General features: G+C 61.1%; 24 protein-coding genes. 23 read left to right on the forward strand and 1 reads right to left on the reverse strand.

Translation table 11 applies throughout. From position 1 onward, the window contains the following. Entirely contained in the window at positions 1-495 is a 495-nt protein-coding gene (locus HAV21_RS02415) for a hypothetical protein (protein WP_142938617.1), read from the reverse strand. Between the two features lie 233 nt (positions 496-728). Between HAV21_RS02415 and argS the strand changes: the two genes are divergently transcribed. From argS to HAV21_RS02530, 23 genes are all read left to right on the forward strand, one after another. Then, the gene (gene argS, locus HAV21_RS02420) at positions 729-2,393 is read left to right on the forward strand and encodes an arginine--tRNA ligase (RefSeq protein ID WP_166840188.1); all 1,665 of its coding nucleotides are present in this window, start codon (positions 729-731) and stop codon (positions 2,391-2,393) included. A gap of 4 nt (positions 2,394-2,397) precedes the next feature. Continuing rightward, positions 2,398-3,870 carry a diaminopimelate decarboxylase gene (gene lysA, locus HAV21_RS02425; protein ID WP_166840189.1) on the forward strand — a complete coding sequence of 491 codons (1,473 nt, stop codon included), beginning with the start codon at positions 2,398-2,400 and terminating at the stop codon, positions 3,868-3,870. After that, entirely contained in the window at positions 3,863-5,179 is a 1,317-nt protein-coding gene (locus HAV21_RS02430; protein ID WP_142938620.1) for a homoserine dehydrogenase, read from the forward strand. The genes lysA and HAV21_RS02430 overlap by 8 nt, the downstream gene beginning before the upstream one ends. Beyond that, on the forward strand, positions 5,180-6,283 hold the full coding sequence (thrC, locus tag HAV21_RS02435; RefSeq protein ID WP_166840191.1) for a threonine synthase: 1,104 nt from the start codon (positions 5,180-5,182) through the stop codon (positions 6,281-6,283). Between the two features lie 2 nt (positions 6,284-6,285). Continuing rightward, positions 6,286-7,260, forward strand: coding sequence for a homoserine kinase (gene thrB, locus HAV21_RS02440; RefSeq protein ID WP_166840193.1), 975 nt, complete (start codon positions 6,286-6,288; stop codon positions 7,258-7,260). Positions 7,261-7,564: 304 nt separating this feature from the next. Continuing rightward, positions 7,565-9,706 carry a transcription termination factor Rho gene (gene rho / locus HAV21_RS02445; protein WP_166840195.1) on the forward strand — a complete coding sequence of 714 codons (2,142 nt, stop codon included), beginning with the start codon at positions 7,565-7,567 and terminating at the stop codon, positions 9,704-9,706. Between the two features lie 253 nt (positions 9,707-9,959). Continuing rightward, on the forward strand, positions 9,960-11,033 hold the full coding sequence (prfA, locus tag HAV21_RS02450; protein WP_166840197.1) for a peptide chain release factor 1: 1,074 nt from the start codon (positions 9,960-9,962) through the stop codon (positions 11,031-11,033). Between the two features lie 64 nt (positions 11,034-11,097). After that, complete coding sequence (gene prmC, locus HAV21_RS02455; RefSeq protein WP_166840199.1) at positions 11,098-11,970, forward strand: peptide chain release factor N(5)-glutamine methyltransferase; 873 nt, start codon at positions 11,098-11,100, stop codon at positions 11,968-11,970. Between the two features lie 12 nt (positions 11,971-11,982). Next, positions 11,983-12,834: an L-threonylcarbamoyladenylate synthase gene (locus tag HAV21_RS02460; RefSeq protein ID WP_166840201.1), complete on the forward strand. Its 852-nt coding sequence runs from the start codon at positions 11,983-11,985 to the stop codon at positions 12,832-12,834. Continuing rightward, the gene (locus HAV21_RS02465; RefSeq protein WP_142938627.1) at positions 12,831-13,616 is read left to right on the forward strand and encodes a WecB/TagA/CpsF family glycosyltransferase; all 786 of its coding nucleotides are present in this window, start codon (positions 12,831-12,833) and stop codon (positions 13,614-13,616) included. The genes HAV21_RS02460 and HAV21_RS02465 overlap by 4 nt, the downstream gene beginning before the upstream one ends. Further along, entirely contained in the window at positions 13,617-14,573 is a 957-nt protein-coding gene (locus tag HAV21_RS02470) for a glycosyltransferase (protein WP_166840203.1), read from the forward strand. It abuts the gene before it with no gap. 280 nt (positions 14,574-14,853) lie between these two features. Further along, positions 14,854-15,966, forward strand: a complete 1,113-nt coding sequence (locus tag HAV21_RS02475; RefSeq protein WP_166840890.1) for an MraY family glycosyltransferase — start codon at positions 14,854-14,856, stop codon at positions 15,964-15,966. A 119-nt stretch (positions 15,967-16,085) separates the two neighbouring features. Further along, the gene (locus tag HAV21_RS02480; protein ID WP_142938629.1) at positions 16,086-16,577 is read left to right on the forward strand and encodes a hypothetical protein; all 492 of its coding nucleotides are present in this window, start codon (positions 16,086-16,088) and stop codon (positions 16,575-16,577) included. Then, complete coding sequence (locus HAV21_RS02485) at positions 16,564-16,899, forward strand: hypothetical protein (protein WP_142938630.1); 336 nt, start codon at positions 16,564-16,566, stop codon at positions 16,897-16,899. The genes HAV21_RS02480 and HAV21_RS02485 overlap by 14 nt, the downstream gene beginning before the upstream one ends. Positions 16,900-16,980: 81 nt before the next feature. Continuing rightward, positions 16,981-17,781: a F0F1 ATP synthase subunit A gene (gene atpB / locus HAV21_RS02490; protein WP_142938631.1), complete on the forward strand. Its 801-nt coding sequence runs from the start codon at positions 16,981-16,983 to the stop codon at positions 17,779-17,781. A gap of 79 nt (positions 17,782-17,860) precedes the next feature. Next, positions 17,861-18,079 carry an ATP synthase F0 subunit C gene (gene atpE, locus HAV21_RS02495; RefSeq protein WP_011775261.1) on the forward strand — a complete coding sequence of 73 codons (219 nt, stop codon included), beginning with the start codon at positions 17,861-17,863 and terminating at the stop codon, positions 18,077-18,079. Positions 18,080-18,129: 50 nt separating this feature from the next. Further along, positions 18,130-18,687, forward strand: coding sequence for a F0F1 ATP synthase subunit B (locus HAV21_RS02500; protein WP_011775260.1), 558 nt, complete (start codon positions 18,130-18,132; stop codon positions 18,685-18,687). Further along, positions 18,687-19,514, forward strand: coding sequence for a F0F1 ATP synthase subunit delta (locus tag HAV21_RS02505; RefSeq protein ID WP_142938632.1), 828 nt, complete (start codon positions 18,687-18,689; stop codon positions 19,512-19,514). The genes HAV21_RS02500 and HAV21_RS02505 overlap by 1 nt, the downstream gene beginning before the upstream one ends. Positions 19,515-19,599: 85 nt before the next feature. After that, positions 19,600-21,237 carry a F0F1 ATP synthase subunit alpha gene (gene atpA / locus HAV21_RS02510; RefSeq protein ID WP_011775259.1) on the forward strand — a complete coding sequence of 546 codons (1,638 nt, stop codon included), beginning with the start codon at positions 19,600-19,602 and terminating at the stop codon, positions 21,235-21,237. 76 nt (positions 21,238-21,313) lie between these two features. After that, on the forward strand, positions 21,314-22,204 hold the full coding sequence (locus tag HAV21_RS02515) for a F0F1 ATP synthase subunit gamma (RefSeq protein ID WP_011775258.1): 891 nt from the start codon (positions 21,314-21,316) through the stop codon (positions 22,202-22,204). 84 nt (positions 22,205-22,288) lie between these two features. Beyond that, entirely contained in the window at positions 22,289-23,740 is a 1,452-nt protein-coding gene (atpD, locus tag HAV21_RS02520) for a F0F1 ATP synthase subunit beta (protein ID WP_091468394.1), read from the forward strand. 1 nt (position 23,741) lies between these two features. Further along, positions 23,742-24,026: a F0F1 ATP synthase subunit epsilon gene (locus HAV21_RS02525; protein WP_014922172.1), complete on the forward strand. Its 285-nt coding sequence runs from the start codon at positions 23,742-23,744 to the stop codon at positions 24,024-24,026. 10 nt (positions 24,027-24,036) lie between these two features. Beyond that, complete coding sequence (locus HAV21_RS02530) at positions 24,037-24,468, forward strand: DUF2550 domain-containing protein (RefSeq protein WP_142938633.1); 432 nt, start codon at positions 24,037-24,039, stop codon at positions 24,466-24,468. The last annotated feature ends 5 nt before the right edge of the window (positions 24,469-24,473 follow it).

Here is a 24,473-nt window from a genome sequence, read left to right on the forward strand (position 1 = left end):
CTACTTGGCCTGGGACTTGATCTGTTCCACGGCCTCGTTGAAGCCGCCGGACGTCAGGGAAGAGCCAGCGACCTTGGAGACATTGAGGTCGTCGATGTCCTTGCCCACGATCTGCGCGGCGATTCCGCTGGCAAATTCGCCTTGGAACTTCTTGGTATTCGGGTTGGAAGGGTGGACCGTGATGTTGACCGCAGAAACCTTATCCGAGGCAAGCGTCAGTTCAACACCCACCTTTTCCTGACCATTGGGCGAGGTGTACGTGCCGTCGGAGCTGTAGGTTCCGTCCTTATAGGTGGATCCCCCGGTGGAGGCTACAGCGGTTGATGACGACGTACCTGCAGGTGTTGGGCTGCCTGTCGCGGCCTGACCGCCATCCTGTGTGGCCGGTGTACTGCTGGTGGGGGCTTCGGTTGTGGGGGCGCATGCCGCGGCCGTTCCGATGATGGAGAGGCCGGCGAAACCAACGTAGAGGCTCTTGCGGAGTGGCGTAGTCATGGGTCTGCTCGTTTCAACTGGACAAGATTTCGTCAATGGTCATTTTCGTCAGAGGTGCTTCTACTACGGTGATGGCCAACTAGGCCACCTCCTAAGTGTTCACAACGTCGGATTCAGCGTAATGGTTCACTCTGTGCTGCCAGATAGCCATTCCTGTGAGCGGGCTTTGTTCCACTATCCACATACGGCATCCTCAATTCCGTGACTCTGCGGGCCCCCGGTAGGCTAGAAGCGTGACTCCCGAAGAACTCTCTGCTGCCATATCCGCCTGCCTTAAGGACGCCGTCGCTACCGGCGAAATCGCCTTGACGGAATCTGCCGTGCCCGACGCCGTGCGAGTGGAGCGACCCAAGAACCGGGAGCACGGAGACTGGGCCACCAACATCGCCCTGCAACTCTCCAAGCAGGCCGGTATGAACCCCCGTGAGTTCGCGGCAGTCCTCAGCAACCATTTGCAGGGCATTCCCGGTGTTACGGGAGTGGAGATTGCCGGTCCGGGCTTCCTGAACATCACCGTAGACGCTGCCACAGCCGGTGCACTCGCCAAGGCCATTGTTGAAGCCGGGGCCAGCTACGGCACCAACAAGGCGCTCGCCGGCAGGGTGGTCAATATGGAGTTCGTTTCTGCGAATCCCACCGGCCCGCTCCACATCGGACACACGCGCTGGGCGGCTCTTGGCGACGCCATTGCCCGCGTCCTGCGCGCCTCCGGTGCCGACGTCACCGCCGAGTACTACATCAACGACGCCGGTTCGCAGATGAACGTGTTCGCGAACTCGGTCCTTTCCCGCCTTCATGGCCGTGGCGTACCGGAGGGTGGCTACCCCGGCGAGTACATCCGCGAACTGGGCGACGAAGTACTGAAAGCCCACCCAGGCATCCGCGAACTGACGGACGAGGCGGCACTGCCCGTCATCCGCGCCGCAGCCTACGAGGCCCAGATGGCTGACATTAAGGCCACGCTGGCTGAATTCGGTGTTGCGTTCGACGTCTTCTTCTCGGAGAAGGAACTGCACGACGCCGGTGCGATCGAATCTGCCGTCGCCCGGCTTCGCGAACAGGGCCACGTATTCGACGACGGCGGGGCCGTCTGGTTGCGCACCACCGATTTCGGCGACGACAAAGACCGCGTGATGATCCGTGCCAACGGCGAACCCACCTACTTTGCAGCGGACGCCGCGTACTACCTTTCCAAGAAGGACCGCGGGTTTACGGAGAAGATTTACCTTCTCGGCGCGGACCACCACGGTTACATCAACCGTCTGAAGGCGATTGCAGCCTGCGCGGGCGATGATCCCGAGGTGAACATCGAGGTCCTCATCGGCCAGCTTGTGTCCGTGAATGGTGCCAAACTGTCCAAGCGCGCCGGTAACATCATCGAGCTCAAGGACCTCATCTCATGGCTCGGGAAGGACGCTGTCCGCTACTCGCTCGCTCGTTTCCCGGCTGACTCGCCCCTGACGTTGGATCCCGAACTGTTGAAGAAGCACAGCAACGAGAACCCCGTGTTCTACGTGCAGTACGCCCACGCCCGGTCGCGTGGTACGGCCCGCAATGCTGCCGAGGCCGGGGTGGAACGCCAGGTTGACGGAGTGGACGCCTTTGACGCATCACTTCTGGACCACGCCACCGAAAACGAGTTGCTCTCCTATCTGGGCAGCTACCCGTCCATCGTGGCAAAGGCCGCCGAACTGCGTGAACCGCACCGTGTGGCGCGCCACCTTGAGGTCATCGCCGGCGCTTATCACCGCTGGTACGACGCTTGCCGCGTCTCGCCGCAGGGTGAGGAACCCGTGCTCGACGTCAACCGCACACGTCTGTGGTTGAACGACGCCACCAGCCAGGTCCTCGCCAACGGACTCGAACTGCTGGGCGTTTCTGCGCCGGAACGGATGTAGGGAAATGAACACAGACACTGCACATGCTTCTCCGCTCGCGCCCGGGTGGTTGGCTGTTCCCGAAGACCTCAACGCCTTGCAAGCACCTATGTGGGCGGCTGGGGTTGGGAAGAACGACGCCGGCGAGGTCACCATTGACGGCGTGTCCGTTAGCGAACTCAAGGAACAGTACGGAACCCCGCTGTTCGTCATGAGTGAATCGGACTTCCGCTCCCGTGCACGTGCGTTCAAGGACGCCTTTGATGCCGCCTTCGCGGACATTTGCGGGGGAGTGGACGTCTACTACGCCGGGAAGTCGTTCCTGTGCACTGCAGTGGCCCGCTGGGTGGCTGAAGAAGGCCTTCGCCTGGACACTTGTTCGGGCGGCGAGTTGGCTGTGGCGGCACGTGCTGGTATTGAAGGTCCCAACCTTGGCCTGCACGGCAACAACAAGTCCGACGCCGAGATCAACCGTGCCCTGGATATGAAGCTTGGCAGGATCGTGGTGGACAGCCTCGATGAACTTGAGCGCGTTGCCAAGATCGCTTCCAGCCGCGGCGAGACTGCCAAGGTCATGCTGCGGCTTACCCCCGGCGTGCACGCCCACACCCACGAGTTCATTGCCACGGCCCACGAAGACCAGAAGTTCGGCCTTTCCATGGCCGAGGATTCCACCGAGGAAGCCGGCCTGTCCGCAGCCGAAGAGGCAGTAGCCGCAGCAACCTCATACGCCAGCATCGAGCTGCTTGGCCTGCACTGCCACATCGGTTCGCAGATCTTCGAGCCCGATGGCTTTGCTGTTGCAGCGGAGAAGCTTTTGGGCTTCCTTGCCGCGATGCAGGCCAAGTACTCCATCGTCATGCCCGAACTGGATCTCGGCGGTGGCTACGGGATCGCTTACACCCCCGTGGACACGCCCCGCCCGGCAGCGGAAATCGCGCAGGCAATGGCCGACGTCGTCCGCGCCAAGTGCGCCGAGCTGGACATCACGCCACCGCGTATCTCCATAGAACCCGGACGTGCCATTGTGGGCAGCACAACCTTCACGCTCTATGAAGTCGGCACGCTCAAAACGGTCCGGGTTGACGCCCCTGAGGGCGAAGAAGGGCAAGAGAACGTTACGTATCCGCGCCGCTATGTGTCGGTGGACGGCGGAATGAGCGACAACGCCCGTCCGGTGCTGTACGACGCGGATTATTCGGCAATTCTGGCCTCCCGGAACTCTTCGGCGGCTCCGCAACTGTCCCGCGTAGTGGGCAAACATTGCGAGAGCGGCGACATAGTTGTTAGAGATGTATATCTGCCCGCGGATGTGGCAGCCGGTGATTTGCTCGCAGTACCGGGTACCGGCGCCTACTGCTGGGCCCTCTCCAGCAACTACAACTACCTGGCCCGGCCTGGCGTTGTCGCTGTACGCGACGGAGCCGCCCGGCTGATTGTCCGCGGGGAAACCGAAGAAGATCTCTTGAACCGCGACATGGGAGTGGCGAATGTCTGAAATGCGAACCTTGAAGGTGGCCCTGCTGGGCTGTGGCAACGTTGGGGCCCAGGTTGCGCGGATTCTGATTGACGACGCCGAGGCCCTCGCCGCACGCAGCGGCGCCCGCCTGGAACTCTCCGGCATCGCCGTCCGCAATGTCGACGCGCCGCGTGAGGTCGAACTGCCGCGTGAACTGTTCACCACCGACGCCGATACCTTGGTCAAGGACGCTGACCTGGTCATCGAACTCATGGGCGGCATAGAGCCTGCACGCTCTCTGATCCTGACGGCCATCCAGAACGGCGCATGCGTCGTTACCGGCAACAAGGCCTTGCTCGCCCAGGATGGCCCCACTCTTTACGAAGAGGCTGATAAGGCCGGAGTCCAGCTGTCCTACGAGGCCGCCGTAGCGGGAGCGATTCCCATTCTGCGCCCTATCCGTGACTCCTTGTCCGGAGACCGCATTACCCGCGTCCTCGGAATCGTCAACGGCACCACCAACTTCATCCTTGACCAGATGGACAGCACCGGCGCACAGTTCGCCGATGCCCTCGCCGAAGCACAGCGTCTTGGCTATGCGGAAGCGGACCCCACTGCCGACGTCGAAGGCCACGACGCTGCAGCGAAGGCGGCGATTCTTGCGTCGTTGTCGTTCCACACCCGCTTCTCCCTGGACGATGTGTATTGCGAAGGCATCACCAAGGTCAGCGCTGCCGACATCGCATCGGCCAAGGAAGCCGGCTTTGTGATCAAACTGCTCGCCATTGCCGAGAAGATCGATTCATCGGATAACGGCAGCGGAATTTCCGTGCGGGTTCACCCCACCCTCCTGCCGCGTGAACACCCGCTGGCAGCTGTCCGTGGTGCGTTCAACGCTGTGTTCATCGAGGCCGAGAACGCAGGCGAACTGATGTTCTATGGCCAGGGCGCCGGTGGGACTCCCACTGCATCTGCCGTGCTGGGGGACCTCGTGTCCGCTGCGCGTCGTCTGGTCCTGGGCGGCCCCGGGCGCACTGAGACCACCACGGGCCACGTTCCGGCGTTGGCCATCGATGCCTCCACCACGAGTTACTACATCGGCCTGGATGTCGCTGACCAGGCCGGCGTGCTGGCCCGGATTGCCCACATCTTTGCCGAGAACGGCGTTTCCATCGAAACCATGCGCCAAACGATCCACCGCGACTCTGCCTCGAACGTTGAGTCAGCCGAGCTGAAAATCGTGACGCACCGTGCGTCCGAAGCTGCACTAGCGGCAACCGTCGAGGCCGTCAAAGGCTTGGACGTCATCAATTCTGTAACATCCGTACTTCGGGTAGAAGGGGTCTAAGTGGCTCACCAATGGCGCGGAGTAATCCGCGAATACGCTGATCGTTTGCCTGTAACGGAAGCCACCAAGGTCATCACCCTCGGCGAGGGCGGCACGCCGCTTGTCCACGCGCAGAAGCTTTCCGAGCTGACCGGCTCAGAGGTGTACCTGAAGGTCGAAGGCATGAACCCCACGGGTTCCTTCAAGGACCGCGGCATGACCATGGCCATGACCGCTGCCGTCGAAGCCGGTGCAAAGGCTGTAGTTTGCGCTTCCACCGGCAACACTTCCGCCTCGGCTGCGGCCTATGCCACCGCGGCAGGCCTCAAATGCGCTGTGCTGGTACCCGAAGGCAAGATCTCCATGGGCAAGCTGAGCCAGGCCATCGCCCACGGTGCCACGCTGCTCCAGGTGGACGGCAACTTCGATAACTGCCTGGACATCGCTCGAAAACTCGGCGAGTCCTACCCTGTGTTCCTGGTGAACTCCGTCAACCCTGCGCGTATTCAGGGCCAGAAGACCGGCGCCTTCGAGGTAGTGGACAGCTTGGGCGACGCCCCTGACATCCACGTGCTGCCCGTGGGCAACGCCGGCAACATCACGGCCTACTGGAAGGGCTATAAGGAATACTCCGCGCCCTTCGAGACCGCCAATGGAACACTTCCGGCTGTTTCCTCCAAGACGCCAGTCATGTGGGGCTTCCAAGCCGCAGGTGCCGCGCCGTTCGTTGCAGGCCACCCCATTACCGAGCCCGACACGATCGCCACCGCCATCCGCATCGGCAACCCGGCCTCGTGGGAAACCGCCGTTGCGGCCCGTGACGAATCCGGTGGACTGATCGAGGCCGTCACCGATGACGAGATCCTTGCGGCTCACCGCTGGCTTTCGGCAAAGGAAGGCGTTTTCGTTGAACCCGGCTCCGCTGCCGGTGTCGCGGGCTTGATCAAGAAGCATTCCGCAGGCGAGGTTCCGTCGGGCAAAACCATCGTCATCACGGTTACCGGACACGGACTCAAGGACCCGCAGTGGGCCCTCCGCACCGAAGACGGCAGCGATGTGCAGCCCGTCAAGGTGCCGAACGACGTCGTCACCGTTGCCGCAGAACTGGGACTGGAAGAAAACTAAGAGTGGAATCAATGCAGCCCACCGCGACCGATCGTGCACTCGTCGCGGCAGGCCAGCGGCTGACCGTCAAGGTCCCCGGTACGAGTGCCAACCTGGGCCCCGGTTACGACAGCCTCGGTTTGGCCCTGTCCATCTACGACACCTTGACGGTGGAAACCCTCAGCACCGGGGAGCTTGAGTTTGAGCTCTCCGGTGAGGGCGCTGAGACTCTCCCACGTGATGCAAGTCACTTGGTTGTGCGCGCTATTGACCTTGCCTTGGATCGCCTTGGCTACCAGCGATCGGGCCTGAAGATCATTGCGGATAACGTCAACCCGCATGGCAGGGGGCTGGGATCTTCAGCCTCGGCTGTAGTAGCCGCGGTTACTGCCGCCAATGCGCTGGTCCCTTCGGAATCCCGGCAGGACCGTGACTGGATCCTGCAGCTGACAAGCGAGATGGAAGGGCACCCGGACAACGTCGCACCCGCGATTTTCGGCGGACTGGCGCTGTCATGGCAGGACAGCGAGCAGTACAGCAGCACGCGCGCTGACGTCGCGTCGTCGGTTATTCCTGTAGTGGCAGTCCCGGACTACGAGCTCGCTACTGAAACTGCGCGCGGTCTACTCCCCGCATCGGTTGGTCACCACGCGGCGGCCATGAATTCCGGGCGGGCGGCCTTGCTGATCCATGCGCTCACTGCAGATCCCGCTTTGCTGCTCCCAGGAACGGAAGACTATCTCCACCAGAGCTACCGGGCACAGGCCATGCGGCCCAGCGCAGACCTCCTTGCAGCCCTCCGTGGTGCGGGCCATGCGGCCGTTGTTTCCGGCGCTGGTCCCACAGTGATGGTGCTGGCTAATGGTGCTGACCAAGCCGCTGCGGTTGTTGAATTCATTGAAGCGTTCACGGCGGTCAACACACCCGACGTCAGTTGGCGCGTGATGACGCTGGCTGTGGACGTTCAAGGTGCTAGAGTGGAAGTGCACCGCCGGTAAAGCCGCGGGCAGTTCCCTGATTTTGGATCTCGGTGTTTTGCCGTACCTTTCGTCAACTGTGCCAACGTCGGTGGTGTCGTCTCTTTCCGGCCTGTCTCAGGTGCCGCAGAAATCTCTCTGTTCCCTGAACGCACGCCGGCTGTCCGGGCAACTGGATCCAGTGATGACGATCAGTATCCGGCCCTGTTGGCCATAATCCATCAGGCACGGCCCAAGTCACCGGCTGCAGATCTGAACTGCAGCCCAGAACAAATCATCGCGTCCAGCTCTCGCTCTGGACGCCGTCGAGGGGGAAGGATCCTTCGTGACAGAAACCACTGAGCTGGCTTCAGCTGTGGACACAACATCTTCTGCTGCTGATTCGTCAACTGCAGCAACCACCAAGAGCAGCGGCCTTGCAGGCCTTAAGCTCGCCCAGCTTCAGGCTCTTGCGAGCCAGCTGGGCATTTCCGGGGGATCCCGCATGCGCAAGGGGGACTTGGTCACGGCCATTTCTGCACATCGTGCCGGAACGTCCACCACCAAGGCGCCCGCCAAGGCCACGGCCAAGGCAACTGCGGCCAAGGAAACACCGGCTGCAGAGCCAAAAGCTTCCAAGGAAGCCAGCGCGCCTGCCGCGGTGGCTGAGGAAGCCCCTGCCCAGGAAGCACCGCGGGGCCGCGGTCGTGGCCGCAGCCGCCGTGCCACCAGCGACGGAGTCGTAGCAGCTGCTGAGGCCGCTGCTGCACCGGTCGAGGCAACAGCCGCACCCGAAGCTGACGCTGCTCCGGTGGTCGTCGAGACCGCTGAGGCCGCTACGGAGCGCCGTCAGCCACGCACCCGTAACCGGCGCCGCGGCGAAGCTGCCGCCGCGCCTGCCGAAGCGGCAGAAGCACCCGCCACCGAGCAGCGTGCCGATCGCTCGGAGCAGCGTGAGCAGCGTGCGGACCGTTCGGAGCAGCGTGAGCAGCGTGCCGATCGTTCGGAGCAGCGTGAGCAGCGCGCCGACCGTTCGGAGCAGCGCGAACAGTCCGATTCGGGCGACCAGCGCGGCGAGCGTCGCGACAACACCCGCGGTCGCCGTGACGACAACAACGACGGCGACGATACCGGCAACCGCCGTAACCGTCGCAACCGTCGTGACCGCAACGAGCAGAACGACCGGAGCGACCGTAGCGATCGTCGTGGGGGTCAGGACAGCCGTGACGGCAATACCCGCAGCGACCGTTTCCGTGACCGCAATGAACGCCGCCGTGGTCGCGCGCAGGGACCGGACGTCGACGACGTCGAAGTAACCGAAGACGACGTCCTGCTGCCTGTCGCCGGCATCCTGGACGTACTGGAGAACTACGCGTTCATCCGTACATCCGGCTACCTGCCCGGTGCCAACGACGTCTACGTATCCTTGGCGCAGGTCAAGAAGTACAACCTTCGCAAGGGCGACGCCGTCGTCGGTGCCATCCGCGCACCGCGTGACGGTGAGGACCGCAGTCAGCAGTCCGCCCGCCAGAAGTTCAATGCGCTGGTTCGCGTCACTTCCGTCAATGGCAAGACGCCCGAAGAGCTCAAGGATCGCGTCGAGTTCGCCAAGCTTGTGCCGCTGTACCCGTCCGAGCGTCTGCGCCTCGAAACCGACCCCAAGAAGATTGGCCCGCGAGTCATCGACCTCGTGGCACCGATCGGCAAGGGCCAGCGCGGCTTGATCGTCTCCCCGCCGAAGGCCGGCAAGACGCTCATCCTACAGTCCATCGCAAATGCAATCACCACCAACAACCCTGAGGTTCACCTCATGATGGTTCTGGTTGACGAGCGACCCGAAGAAGTCACGGACATGCAGCGGACCGTCAAGGGCGAGGTCATTGCCTCCACCTTCGATCGTCCCGCCGACGACCACACCACCGTTGCCGAGCTCTCCATTGAACGTGCCAAGCGTCTCGTGGAAATGGGCATGGACGTGGTGGTTCTGCTGGACTCCATGACCCGCCTGGGCCGTGCCTACAACCTGGCAGCACCGGCCTCCGGCCGCATCCTGTCCGGCGGTGTCGATTCTGCAGCACTGTACCCGCCGAAGCGCTTCTTCGGTGCAGCCCGCAACATCGAAAACGGTGGCTCGCTCACCATCCTTGCAACCGCACTCGTCGAGACCGGTTCCAAGATGGACGAGGTCATCTTCGAAGAGTTCAAGGGCACCGGCAACATGGAGCTCCGCCTTTCCCGCCAGTTGGCAGACAAGCGTATCTTCCCGGCCGTGGACGTCAATGCGTCCGGTACTCGCCGTGAAGAGAACCTGCTCTCGCCTGAAGAGGTCAAGATCATGTGGAAGCTGCGCCGCGTCCTTTCGGGCCTGGAGCAGCAGCAGAGCCTTGAGCTGCTGACCAACAAGATCCGGGAGACGCAGAGCAACGTCGAGTTCCTCATGCAGGTTCAGAAGACGACGCTCGGAGCGAAGTCGGACAACGACAAATAGCGTTATCTGGGGTGGGGCCGTCGAGTAATTTTGCCGGCCCCGCCCCTTCGCGTTGCTGCTGACATACTGCGTACGTCAGCAGCAACGCTACGACAGGCCCGATGCCACTCCCGGGCCGGCAAAATTACTCGACGGCGGTCAGGTCACCTTGAGCGTTGCCGTCACCTTCGCTGGCCGGCTTATTTGAGCGGTTGGTCGTTAAGTCACCAACCGTCGCAACTAGACTTGTCTGCGAGTCGAAAGAGGTTTGAAAATGTTTGAGTCCGTACAGGGATTGCTTGATGAGCATGCTGCTATTCAGGCGCAGTTGAGTGATCCTGCCGTTTATGCCGATCAGTCTGCTGCCAGGAAGTTGGGGCGGCGGTCAGCTCAGCTTCAGGGCATTGTGGAGGCGTACAACAAGTGGCGCGGGCTCAACGATGACCTGGAAGCTGCCAAAGAGATGGCTGACGAGGATCCCGAATTCGCTGCCGAAGTGGAGCAGCTGGAGGAACAGATCCCCGCCGCACAAGAGCGGCTGCGTCGTCTGCTGATCCCGCGTGATCCGGACGACGCCCGCAACGTCATCCTCGAAGTGAAGGGTGGCGAAGGCGGCGACGAAGCTGCATTGTTCGCCGGCGACCTTCTGCGCATGTACATGCGTTATGCGGAGTCGCGCGGCTGGAAGACCGAAATGATTTCCGCCACTGAATCCGATCTGGGTGGCTATAAGGACGTTGCAGTTGCCATCAAGGGCAACTCCAACGATCCTGCGCAGGGCGTTTTTGCCCGTTTGAAGTTTGAAGGCGGCGTCCACCGAGTGCAGCGCGTACCCGTCACGGAGTCGCAGGGCCGCATTCACACTTCGGCCGCCGGCGTGCTGGTGCTTCCCGAAGTTGATGAGCCCGAAGAACTCGAGATCAGCCAGAACGACCTCAAGATTGACGTTTACCGTTCATCCGGGCCCGGTGGCCAGTCCGTGAACACCACCGACTCCGCTGTACGCATTACTCACTTGCCTACGGGCATCGTTGTAGCAATGCAGAACGAAAAGTCGCAGCTGCAGAACCGCGAAGCCGGCATGCGCGTTCTCCGCGCCCGCCTCCTGGCCCACCAGCAGGAACAGATTGACGCCGCCAACTCGGAACAGCGCAAGTCGCAGATCCGCACCATGGACCGTTCCGAGCGCATCCGTACGTACAACTTCCCGGAAAACCGTATTGCTGACCACCGAACCGGCTACAAGGCCTACAACCTTGATGCCGTCATGAACGGTGATCTTGAACCAGTGATCCAGTCAGCCATTGAAGCTGACGAGCAGGCACGCCTGGACGCAATCGGCGAGTAACGACCTGCCGATCAGAGCAGCGCCGAACAACCACAGCGCCGAACAACCACAGCAGAGTACATCCATGACGTTTCACCAAGGCCAAAGCCTCGCGGACGCTGTCCGCGAGGCTACTGCTGTCCTGTCCGACGCCGGCGTACCCAGCCCGCGTGTGGATGCCGAGTTGCTTGCCGATCACCTACTGGGCGTCGGCCTTGGTCGTCTCCGTGCCCTGTTGCTCGGCGACACTCCCGCTCCCGAAGGTTACCGGGAACTGGTGGAGGAACGCGCGGGACGCGTCCCCCTCCAGCACATCACCGGCGTCGCATATTTCCGGCACCTGGCGTTGCGGGTGGGTCCGGGCGTTTTCATTCCGCGTCCCGAAACGGAGTCAGTTGTTCAGTTGGTCATCGACCACCTCTCAGGACTGCAAAGTCCCAAGGTGGTGGATCTTGGCACAGGATCAGGTGCAATCGCCGGCTCCATCGCCTACGAAATCCCAGGCGCTGAAGTGCATGCGGTGGAATTCAGCACGCTCGCGCATGCCTGGGCTGCCAGAAACCTCGAACCGCTGGGCGTGGTACTTATTGAAGGCGACTTACGGGATGCCCTTCCCGAGCACAACGGAACCTTCGACGTCGTCGTATCCAATCCGCCGTACATTCCGGCCGAAGCGATCCCCACAGAGCCTGAAGTTGCACTGCACGATCCACCAGAGGCGCTTTACGGCGGGGGAGCGGACGGCATGGTACTTCCGACCGCGGCAGCTGCCTCAGCGGCCCGTCTCCTCAAGCCCGGTGGCTATTTTGTGATGGAGCACGCGGAAGTCCAGGCTGCATGGATCTGCCGGATGCTGCAAAGAACCGGACGTTGGAACAACGTCACCACGCACTACGACCTGAACGGCAAGGAACGTGCCACCAGCGCGATCCTGGCAAGCCTGTCTCCTGATGAGTGAAAGAATGGCGCTGTGACCACAACCTATAACTGCACTTCCGATGACCAGCGTTCTGAAGGGCTTCAGCATGCCCAGCGCGCCATCAGCGAGAAGAAGTGCGTCGTGCTGCCAACAGACACCGTCTACGGTATTGCCGCAGATGCTTTCTCGCCGTTGGCCGTGACCATGTTGTTGGCCTCCAAAGGGCGCAGCCGTCAAATGCCTCCTCCGGTCCTGATTCCACGGGTCAACGCCCTGGACGGACTGGCCACCGACGTACCAGCCGATGCCCGGGCGCTGGCCCAAGCCTTCTGGCCCGGTGGGTTGACGCTGATCCTTCATGCCCAGCCGTCCTTGGACTGGGACCTCGGCGAGACCAAGGGCACCGTTGCCCTGAGGATGCCCGACGACCAGATCGCCCTGGAACTCCTGGGGCTCACGGGCCCCTTGGCTGTTTCCTCCGCCAACCGGACGGGCCAGGAAGCGGCACAGACAGCCTCGGAAGCGCGACTCCAACTGGCGGAGTCCGTTGAGGTCTACCTCGAAGGCGGCTTCCGTCCGGTCAAGGGAACTGCTGCCTTGCCCTCGACGATTGTGGACGCCACGTCCACTCCGTTCCGGGTGGTGCGCCAAGGAGCGATTGAGCTGGAACGGCTTCGCGAGATCGTTCCGTCCATCCTGGGTGTTGGTGAAACCATTCCTGCTGCGCCGCCGGCTTCTGATGACACGGCAACCGAAGAACCTGTAGTTGAAGCGACCCCAGGTGAAGAGACCGCAGTTGAAGAGACCCCAGTTGAAGAAACTGCAGCCGACGCCGTCGTCGTCGAGGAGTCAACCCATGAGACTGCAAAGCCGGAGGCCTCCAACGAAGCCAAGTCCGAATGATTCCGGAGCGTCAACGCGTCCCCGTCCTTGACGTCGACGCCACGCCGATGCGCGTCAATGAGGTTATAGACGCAATGGGCAGTCTCATTTCAGCCGGATCAACCGCTACCGTTCTTGGCCACAATCTGCACAGCATCACGTTGCTTCATTCGCGCCCGGATGTCCGTTCTTTGTATGAGGGCAGCTCGATCGTCCTCTTGGATGGTGCTCCCGTCGCGATGCTCTGGGGGCTAGCCCACAAGCGTCAACTCCAGCCCTTGGGTGAGGGAACCATGGCATACCGGCTGGGTTCCATGGATTGGATCCCGGAGCTTGGAAAGGTCAAGGGGCTGGAGCGCGTGGCCGTAGTAGGCGCGGGACGCGCGGCCAATACGACGGCGGTCGCCCGGCTGCGCGCTATCGTCCCCGGTGCAACAGTGGACGGAATGCCCGGTGAGGGGTGGGACAGCACCCTGGAAGACGCGGTGGTGGACTGGCTGACGGACTTCCGTCCGCAGTTGGTCCTGTTGGGACTCGGGATGCCCCTTCAGGAGGCTGTCCTTCACCGCAGGCTCGCCCATCTGCCGGCTGCCGTTTATTGCGCCGTCGGCGGCGCCATTGAGCAGGTTGCGGGCATCCAGAAACTGGCGCCGCGGTGGCTTGGTCGCCTAGGACTCGAGTGGGCCTGGCGGCTGGTCCTTCACCCGGGCCGCGTGGCTTACAGAGTTTTTGTTGAACCTTGGAAGCTGGCTGGCCTGCTGATCGGGCGCCGTTTCCAACCATCCAAGACCAAAGGCAAGTAAATGACGTCCCACCCTGTCGTGGTCGCTGTTGTAGTGACCTATAACCGGCGTGAACTTCTCCAGACCACCTTGGACGGCATTGCTGCAGGTACACAGGTACCGGACGCCGTCGTGATCGTGGACAACGCCTCCACGGATGAAACCGCTGAGTTCCTCCAGCAGTACCACGGCGCATTGACCACTGATGTGGTCACCTTGAACACCAACGTGGGCGGTGCCGGGGGTTTCGTCGTCGGCATGGAACGGGCTGTACTCGACCACGGGGCGGATCACGTGTGGATCATGGACGACGACACCGAACCTCAGCCGAACGCCCTGCGCGAGGCGTTGGACCTCTCCGAGTCCTACCTTCGGGAAACCGGAGAGGCACCGGCGTTCATCGCCAGCCGTGTGGTGTGGACTGATGGCCGCGACCACCCGATGAACCGCATGCGGCCGCGTATGGGGGCAAGCGAGAACGCGCGCACCGCTGCTGCCAGGCTGGGTGCCACCCAAATCCGCAGTGCTTCCTTCGTGTCGGTGCTGATTCGTGCTGAGGAAATCAGACAGCACGGCCTGCCCATCGCGGACTACTTCATCTGGAATGACGATCTGGAGTACACCGCCAGGATTTCCCGTAGAGGGACCGCGCTGACTACCAACGCATCAGTGGCCAATCACCATACGAAGGTCTTTGGCGACGCCGGAGCGGATCCTGGCGCGCGCTTCTACTATGAAGTGCGAAACAAGCTCTGGGTTTACACTCGATCGAACGCCTTGGCACCGTGGGAAAAGGTTCTTTTTACGGGTGCTTCATTGCGCAACTGGACCCGCACGATTGCCGCCTCGCCGAATCGTAAGGTGCTGTTGGCCGGTCTTCTCAAGGGCCTGCGCCACAGCCTGAGAGCCCCGCGCGCCAACGCCCATGTGCTGAACGGAATCTACGCACTGCGTAACGTCCAGGAGCCCGTCAGGTAGCCATGAGGCGGCCTGAACCCTAGCCGAACACGCTGGGGCTTCGCGGCTGCATCACAGGGTGGTCACGGCCATTGGCATTAGTATCGTGACTAGAGTCCACAGAAATCCCGCAACATTCGGCACAGCCGGTGCAGGCATGGCGACGGAGTAGTTCCATTTATCCAAAGACAGATTTCCACACCTTGAGCTGCCCACAACCCGACGGCATTCAATCCCGCCGGCTGCATTCGATGATCCATTCTTGCCCTCTGGTGTGCGGGCTGCTATTCGGGGCCGCGTCATGATCATGTACATGCTGATGGCCCTGACGGCGGCCGTTGTAGCGTACGCCGGGACGTGGGGTGCCCGCGTGCTGGGAAACAAGCTGCGGTTGTATCAGCCCATACGTAGCCGTGACATGCACTCGGCGCTGATCTCAAAACTCGGTGGACTGGGCATTTTTGTCGGATTCTTCGTCGCACTGGTGGTGGCGAGCAATTCCTTCTTCGTTAAGGACATCTTCAGGCACAACGATGCACCTTGGGGGATCCTGGCGGGTGCCGTGGTGATCGTCGCTGTGGGGGTGGCTGATGACATCCTTGACATCCGTTGGTGGATCAAATTGCTGGGCCAGGCTGCAGCTGCGTTGATCGTGGCCATCTGGGGCGTGCGGATGTCTGTGGTTCCCTTCATCCCGGAACCGATTGTCCTTGAGTCCGAGGTAGTTCAGATTGCGCTGACCGCAGGGCTAATTGTTACCACCATGAATGCGGTCAACTTCATTGATGGACTGGACGGATTGGCCGCCGGCGTCGCCATCATCGGTGGCGGAGCCTTCTTCCTTACCGCCTACTGGGTTCACCGTAACAATCCGTCCACGGACAACTCGGACCTCGCGACACTCCTGATGGCCATCCTGGTTGGCAGCTGCATCGGATTCCTGCCGCACAATTGGTTCCCCGCCAAAATCTTCATGGGAGATTCCGGGGCGATGCTCATTGGCTTGCTCATGGCTTCGGCCGGCGTCGTGGCCACCGGGCAGATCAGCTCCGGTCTCTACGACCGCGCCAACGGTATCCCCACCATTGTTCCCATCTTGCTGCCCTTTGCCGTGCTTTCCCTGCCCCTTCTTGATTTGGGGATGGCCGTTGTCCGAAGAACAGCCAGAGGCCAGTCACCGTGGTCCGCTGACCGCGGGCACCTTCATCACAAATTGGTGGACCTTGGGTACTCGCACCGCAGCGCCGTCGTCATGCTTTATGTTTGGACGAGCATTCTTGCCTTTGGCGGCGTCGCCTTTGCGGTGTTCCCATGGCAGATCGTGCTCATTGTCCTCATAGCGGCAGCGCTGGTCATGGCTGCCGTGACGGCGTGGCCCTACTTCACCCGGAACTCGACGCGTCCGGGGGAGTAGTTGTGAGAGTCGGTTATGGTCACAGTTCTATCTCATGTAGAATTCTTACTGCGGACAGTCACTCGCCCGTAACCCCACTTTGAGAATATGGCACCCGTGCCACGAGGATTGGTATCCCCATGACATCCAACGCCGAAACCGGACACCCGTCCGGTAAACGTGGTGTTGGGGCCGTTGGCAAGCCGTCCTCGTTGTGGCTCCGGTTGCTTCTTCTTAGTTCCGTAGCAGCTCTGGCAGCCACTGCCGTCACCTGCGTGATTGCGGCCTTCATGAACGGCGGACAAGGCGCGCTATCAGCCGCGTTCGGTGCCGTGCTGGTCATGCTCTTCTTTGGAATCAGCCTTTTGATCGGTCACTTTGTTGGCCGTAACAACCCCTCCGGCGCAGTAGGCCTCTTTGTTGCAACATATTTCATCAAGGTGGTCGGCTTTGCTGTAGTGCTTTTTGTGCTGGGTGCTCCGGACTGGCTCCATGGCCGATGGTTCCTCATCGGTGCCGTTGTGACAGTCGTGTTCTGGCAAGCCGCCGAAATCTACGGCTTCAGCAAGGCCCGTCTCCAGATCTACAACGATCCAGAGGAGCAGAAGGGTGGCCCGGATGTCTCCGCGTAAGCGCTATACACGCCCCGGGGCCACTACTCAGCAGCCCGTCAAACATGGTGAATCAGCAGAAGCCGGAAACGATGGCGGATACAACGCCGGCATAGCCGTCTTCAGCTACATCATTGGCGGGATCATTGTCTGGAGTTTGATAGGCTGGGGTCTGGATAATCTGTGGGGGACCCGCTGGATTGTGCTCCTTGGCGCTCTGCTGGGAGCCGCAGGAGGGTTCTATCTTTCCCATATGCATGGCCTCACCAGACAAAGCTCCTCATCTGGCGAGAGCAAAGCAGACAGCGGTCCGTCCACGGACGGGGACAGTAATGCCAAATAATTTCACATGGATTACAGATGCGTCCAACGCGTCCGGATTCCAACCAATGCCCAATGATGGACACAGCAGAGAGGAAACGCGTTGATCGCGCTTGCGCTCCCCGCCCAGGATTCGGGGTCATTCACCCCACCCGGAATCGACGAAATGCACCTGCCGGCAATCCTGCCTTGGGGTGCGCACGATGGCTTCTCCAAGCAGATGTTGCTGGTGATCCTTTCGGTCGTCATTATCGCTACATTCTTCATCCTCGCTGCACGTAAGCAGCAGCTGGTACCCGGCAAGCTGCAGTTCGCAGGCGAGATGGCGTACGGCTTCGTGCGCAACAGCATCGCCAAGGACATCATCGGCGGCAAGGACTTCATCAAGTACGTCCCGCTGCTGTTCAGCTTGTTCTTCTTCATCCTGGTGAACAACATCTATGGCGCCATCCCGCTGATCCAGCTCCCGAGCTTCTCGCATGTAGGCGGCGCCTACGTCATGGCCGGCATCGTATATGTCACCTGGATCGCCATCGGCATCAAGAAGAACGGCCTGAAGTACTTCAAACTCGCCACCGTTCCCTCCGGTGTTCCGTGGTACATCCTTCCGATCGTCGTACCGATCGAAATCATCTCCAACTTCCTGGTCCGCCCGGTCACGCACAGCCTCCGTCTGTTTGCGACCATGCTGGCAGGCCACTTGATCGTCATGCTCGCCGGTTCCGGCATCGAGTTCCTTGTTATGCAGGAGAACGTCCTGCTCAAGGGCGCATCGGTACTGGTGCTGGTAGGCGCCGTGGCCATGTACATGCTCGAAGCACTGATCATGGCCCTGCAGGCTTACGTGTTCACACTGTTGACCGCGATCTACATCGAAGGCGCCCTGCACGCCGACAGCCACTAGGCTCCCAAAACTTCCCCTCGCGGGGATGAAGCAACCCAAACAACCTGCCGCACGGGCGGCATCTTGAAAGGAAGAAAAAATGGAAGGCACCATCAACGGCTCCCTCAACCTCATCGGCTACGGTCTCTCGGCCATCGGCGGTGGTATCGGTGTGGGTCTCGTGTTCGCCGCTTACATCAACGGTGTTGCACGTCAGCCGGAAGCTCAGCGTGTGCTGCAGCCGATCGCGTTCCTTGGTCTGGCTCTGACTGAAGCTCTCGCCATCCTCGGCCTGGTCTTCGCTTTCGTTCTTTCCTAGTCCTGGAACCCAAGCGAATCCCAAGCACGAGTAGATAGGACGGGTGAAATATGAATCAGCTGATCATCTCAGCCGCCACTGAAGGCGCTGCGGAGGCTAATCCGCTCGTTCCCAACGTCTGGGAAATGGGCGTAGTCCTCGTGGGCTTTGCGGTCCTCATGTACATCGTGGTCAAGTTTGTTGTCCCGATGTTCGAGAAGACTTTCGCAGAGCGCGCTGAAGCAATCGAAGGTGGCATTGCAAAGGCCGAAGCGGCCCAGGCGGAAGCTTCTGCAGCTCTTGAAGAGTACAAGCAGCAGCTCACCGACGCCCGTGCCGAAGCCAACCGCATCCGCGAAGAAGCACGCGCCGAAGGCGCCCAGATCCTCGCGGACCTGAAGGCAAAGGCTGCGGCAGAATCTGCACGCATCACTGAGCAGGCACATGCTGCCATCGAGTCGGAGCGCCAGGCAGCTGTTGTCTCGCTTCGTTCGGAGGTTGGCACATTGGCCACCACGCTGGCCGGCCGCATCGTTGGGGAAGCACTCACCGACGATCAGCGTGCCGCGCGCGTTGTGGACCGCTTCCTGGCAGATCTGGAGACCCAGAGCGCAGGTGCAGCTAAGTAATGGCAGGTATATCGAGCGAATCGCTGACCACAGCGCTGGCGCAGCTGGAAGCCAAGCTTCCCTTCGCCTCGCTGCAGTTGGCTAAGGACCTCTTCGGAATCCTGGGAACGGTGGACAGCTCGGCTGGCTTGCGCCGCGCCCTGACTGACCCGTCCCGTTCCGGTGACGAGAAGTCGGCGCTGGTCAAGCAGCTGGTTGGCGGAAAAGTCTCCGCTGATGCTGCTGAGATTGCAGGCGGATTGGCCAGCTCGCGCTGGGCATCGGCACGCGATATCGGCGATGCACTCGAGACGCTTGCCGCCACGGTTGTCATTGCCGTAGCTGAAAACAAGTCGGCCGTTTCTGCCTCCGGTATCACGGGGCTGGAAGAGCTGGAAAACGACCTGTTTGCCTTCAACCAGGCCGTCGCCTCCAGCCACGAAGTACAACGTGCTCTGTCTGAGCCGCAGGCATCACCAGCGGCGAAGATTGCATTGGCCGAGAAACTTGTTCCTGGCAGCAGCGAGGAAGCAAAAGTTCTCATCAGCCAGGCAGTTACGCAGCCGCGTGGTGTCAAGCCGAGCAAGCTCGTCGAGTCATTCGCCAAGCTTGCAGCCAAGCGTCAGCAGCGCTGGATTGCAACTGTCAGCGTTACCCGTCCGTTGACGGAAACGCAGGCCAGCCGTCTGCAGGCCGGGCTGGATGCCCTGTACGGCCGCGAACTGAAGGTCAACGTCAATGTTGATCCCGCACTGATCGGTGGAATCCGCGTGCAGGTGGGTGACGAAGTGCTCGACGCTTCGGTTATCGCCCGCCTGACCGAACTCCGCCGCCAGCTCGCTGGCTAGCGAAGACAAAGCACAACTTAACTGATATAAAACCCGGTCATCGTGAGCAACGATGATCACGAAAACAGGAGAGCAGGGACTGCAGATGGCCGAATTGACCATCAACGCCGACGACGTCCGTAATGCGTTGAACGAGTTCGCGGCGTCCTACGAACCCGGAAACGCAGAGCGCGTAGAGGTTGGTCGTGTGACCACCGCAAGTGACGGCATCGCCCGTGTTGAGGGTCTTCCCTCGGTCATGGCGAACGAGCTGCTTCGCTTCGAAGATGGCACGCTGGGCCTGGCCCAGAACCTTGACGTCCGCGAGATCGGTGTCATTATCCTCGGTGACTTCACCGGTATTGAAGAAGGCCAGGAAGTTCACCGTACCGGTGAGATCCTGTCCGTTCCCGTTGGCGACGCCTTCCTGGGTCGCGTTGTCGACCCCCTGGGCCAGCCCATCGATGACCTCGGCGAAATCAAGGCCGAGGCCACCCGTGCACTGGAACTTCAGGCTCCGGGCGTTACCGAACGCAAGTCGGTTCACGAACCGATGCAGACCGGCCTCAAGGCTATCGATGCCATGATCCCGATCGGCCGTGGCCAGCGTCAGCTGATCATCGGTGACCGCCAGACCGGCAAGACCGCCATCGCCGTGGACACCATCATCAACCAGAAGGCCAACTGGGCTTCGGGAGATGTCACCAAGCAGGTACGTTGCGTCTATGTTGGTGTTGGCCAGAAGGCTTCCACCATCGCAGCCGTTCGTCAGACCCTCGAGGATCACGGCGCACTGGAGTACACCACCATCGTGGCGTCCCCGGCATCTGACCCCGCCGGCTTCAAGTACTTGGCACCGTATGCAGGTTCGGCCATCGGCCAGCACTGGATGTACGGCGGCAAGCACGTTCTGGTGATCTTCGATGACCTGTCCAAGCAGGCCGAAGCCTACCGCGCCGTATCCCTGCTGCTGCGTCGTCCGCCGGGACGCGAAGCATACCCGGGTGACGTTTTCTACTTGCACTCCCGTCTGCTGGAGCGTTGTGCCAAGCTCTCCGACGAGCTCGGTGCAGGTTCCATGACCGGTCTGCCGATCGTCGAGACCAAGGCAAATGACGTTTCTGCCTACATCCCGACCAACGTGATCTCCATTACCGATGGCCAGATCTTCCTCCAGTCGGACCTCTTCAACGCCAACCAGCGTCCCGCTGTTGACGTTGGTGTGTCCGTCTCCCGCGTTGGTGGCGCTGCACAGGTCAAGTCCATGAAGAAGGTCTCCGGTACCTTGAAGCTGGACCTGGCTCAGTACCGCGACATGCAGGCATTCGCTATGTTCGCCTCTGACCTGGATGCTGCTTCCCGTCAGCAGCTGACCCGTGGTGCACGCCTGATGGAACTGCTGAAGCAGGGCCAGTACTCACCGTTCCCGGTTGAGAACCAGGTTGTGTCCATCTGGGCCGGTACCAACGGTTACCTGGACGACGTTCCGGTTGAGGACATCAGCCGCTTCGAGTCCGAATTCCTGGAGCACCTCACGCACAAGTCCTCCATCCTGACCACGCTGGCTCAGACCAACGTCCTGGATGACGACACCGCTGCAGCCTTGAAGGAAGCCATTGTTTCCTTCAAGAAGGGCTTCTTCGGCGAAGGCGACAACCACCTGGTTGGCGCTGGCCACGAAGAGCACGCAGCGATCTCCGGCGGCGACGTCGACCAGGAAAAGATCGTCAAGCAGAAGCGCTAGTTTCGATAACCTGCTCTGCCGGGGTCCGTAAGGGCCCCGGCAGGGCAGCACATCGGGAACTTAGGAAAGGATAAGTATGGGAGCCCAGATTCGGGTCTACCGTCAGAAGATCAGCTCGACGACGTCGATGCGCAAGATCTTCAAGGCGATGGAACTGATCGCTACCTCGCGCATCGGTAAGGCCCGCGCCCGCGTAGCAGCTTCACTGCCTTACGCGAACGCGATTACCCGCGCCGTTTCTGCTGTCGCAACTCAGAGCGAAATCGACCACCCGCTGACCACCGAGCCGGAGCAGATCCGCCGCGCCGCAGTCCTGATCATTACATCGGACCGCGGTCTTGCAGGATCCTACTCCGCAAGTGTGCTCAAGCAGGCTGAAGGTCTCACCGAGCTTCTTCACGCAGAAGGCAAGGAAGTCAAGGCGTACCTGGTTGGCCGCAAGGCGCAGGCGTACTTCGATTTCCGCAACCGGTCCTACGCCCGCGTATGGACCGGTGGCACGGACGCACCGGAATTCGAAACCGCGCAGGAAGTCGGAGCTGCACTTCTTGAAGACTTCTCCACCGACTTCGAAGAGGGCGGCGTGGACGAGATCCACGTTGTGTACACCCGCTTCAAGTCCATGGTGACGCAGGAGCCGACGGTCATCCGTTTGCTTCCGCTGGAGGTCGTAGAGGAGGAAGCAGCCTCGGAATCCGAGCTGTTGCCGTTGTACGAGTTTGAACCGGAAACAGAGCAGGTGCTTGACGCACTGCTTCCGCGTTACATCGAGTCCCGCATTTTCGCAGCCATGCTGCAGGCCGCAGCTTCCGAGCTCGCAGCCCGCCAGCGCGCTATGAAGTCGGCCGGTGACAACGCTACGGATTTGATCAAGAAGTACACGCGCCTTCGCAACACGGCCCGCCAGGCCGAGATTACGCAGGAGCTTTCCGAAATCGTGGCCGGCGCAGACGCCCTCGCGTCCTAGCCAGCAACGGATTCGGCTCAAAGCCGCACCTGCACCAAACAGATAAACTTAACCCCACGCCATCTACTGAGTGAAGTGAGAGAGATGACTGCCACTGCTACCGAACACGTAGCTACGGCCGGTGCCACCGGCCGCATTGCCCGTGTTATTGGTCCGGTTGTCGACGTCGAATTCCCGGCTGACGCAATCCCCTCGATTTACAACGCTCTGACCACTGAGATCACTCTCAACGGCCAGACGAAAACCATCACGTTCGAGACCTCCCAGCACTTGGGTGACAACCTCGTTCGCGCCATCTCCCTGCAGGCAACCGACGGCCTGGTCCGCGGTACCACCGTGCGGGACTCCGGCTCTCCCATCTCCGTGCCCGTCGGCGACGGCGTCAAGGGCCACATCTTCAACGTTCTCGGCAAGCCGCTGGACGTCGAAGAGTCCGAGATCAAGGCAGATGCCTACTGGCCGATCCACCGCAAGGCTCCGTCCTTCGCGTCCCTCGAGGGCTCCACGGAGATGCTCGAGACCGGCATCAAGGTCATCGACCTTCTCACCCCGTACATCAAGGGTGGAAAGATCGGCCTGTTCGGCGGCGCCGGCGTTGGCAAGACCGTTCTGATCCAGGAAATGATCACCCGTGTTGCCCGCAACTTCGGTGGTACCTCGGTATTCGCCGGTGTTGGTGAGCGTACCCGTGAAGGAAACGACCTCTGGGTTGAAATGGAAGAGGCAGGCGTTCTCAAGGACACCGCCCTTGTGTTCGGCCAGATGGATGAGCCGCCGGGAACGCGCCTTCGCGTGGCCCTGTCTGCCCTGACCATGGCGGAGTACTTCCGCGATGTTCAGAACCAGGACGTGTTGCTCTTCATCGACAACATCTTCCGCTTCACGCAGGCAGGTTCGGAAGTCTCCACGCTGCTCGGCCGTATGCCGTCCGCTGTGGGTTACCAGCCCAACCTTGCTGACGAGATGGGTCTGCTCCAGGAGCGCATTACCTCCACCAAGGGTCACTCCATCACGTCGATGCAGGCCATTTACGTGCCGGCTGACGACTACACCGACCCGGCTCCGGCAACGACCTTCGCACACCTGGACGCGACCACGGAACTTTCCCGTGAAATCGCCTCCCGTGGTTTGTACCCGGCCGTTGATCCGCTGACGTCCACCTCCCGTATTCTGGATCCCCAGTACATCGGCAAGGATCACTACAACACGGCTGTCCGTGTAAAGCAGATCCTGCAGAAGAACAAGGAACTTCAGGACATCATCGCCATCCTCGGTGTTGACGAACTGTCTGAAGAGGACAAGATCGTCGTGTCCCGTGCACGTCGTATCCAGCAGTTCCTCTCCCAGAACACCTACACCGCCAAGCAGTTCACCGGCGTCGAAGGCTCCACCGTGTCCATCAAGGACACCGTGGAAGGCTTCACGGCTATCTGCGACGGCGAGCTTGACCACATCGCAGAGCAGGCGTTCTTCAACGTCGGCGGCCTGGATGACGTCGAGCGTCAGTGGGCCAAGATCCAGGAACAGACCAAGTAGTATGGCTGAGCTCGAGGTTGAGATTGTCGCAGCGGACCACTTCGTGTGGTCCGGTGCGGCCAAGATGGTGAAGGCCCGCACCAGCGATGGTGAAATCGGAATCCTGCCGGGCCACTCGCCCCTTTTGGCCATCATGGCCGCGGGCGAGCTGGCAATCCAGCCGGTTTCCGGTGATCGCATTGCAGTAGTCGTTGACGGCGGATTCTTCTCCGTCGACAACGATCGCGTGGTGATTGTTGCTGACAACGCCAAATTGGGCGAAGCGGCTACAGCGGGGATCCGATAGCACGACCTTGATGGACGATTCCCTTATTCCGTTCATCGCCCTGGCAACAGCGTTTACGTTGCTGATTATTTCACTGTGCCTTTTCGGGGTGCGTCGCTTCAATCTGCGGCGCGCCCTGGGCACGGTCGACGCCTCCATTTGCATGGCTGGAAACAGCTGGCAGATGGGGGTTTGTCGTTATCAGGACAACGAGCTCGAGTGGTTCCGCCTGATGTCCCTGAGCGTCATCCCCAAACATAAATTCACGCGCAGCTCCCTTGAATTGTTGGGACGCCGTCAGCCCACGGAAGACGAGCTCGTCCGGATTCAACCTGGCGTCGTGGTGGTTGAACTGCAGTATGAAGGTCAGAAGTTCATGCTCGCCATGAATTTCGATGCCTATGCTGGTTTGTCGTCCTGGCTCGAAGCGGGGCCGGTCATCGGCGTCGGAACCTGGCGTTAGGCGTT

Origin of the sequence: Paenarthrobacter sp. MSM-2-10-13, from assembly GCF_011605365.1 — a bacterium.
Classification (GTDB): Bacteria; Actinomycetota; Actinomycetes; order Actinomycetales; family Micrococcaceae; genus Arthrobacter.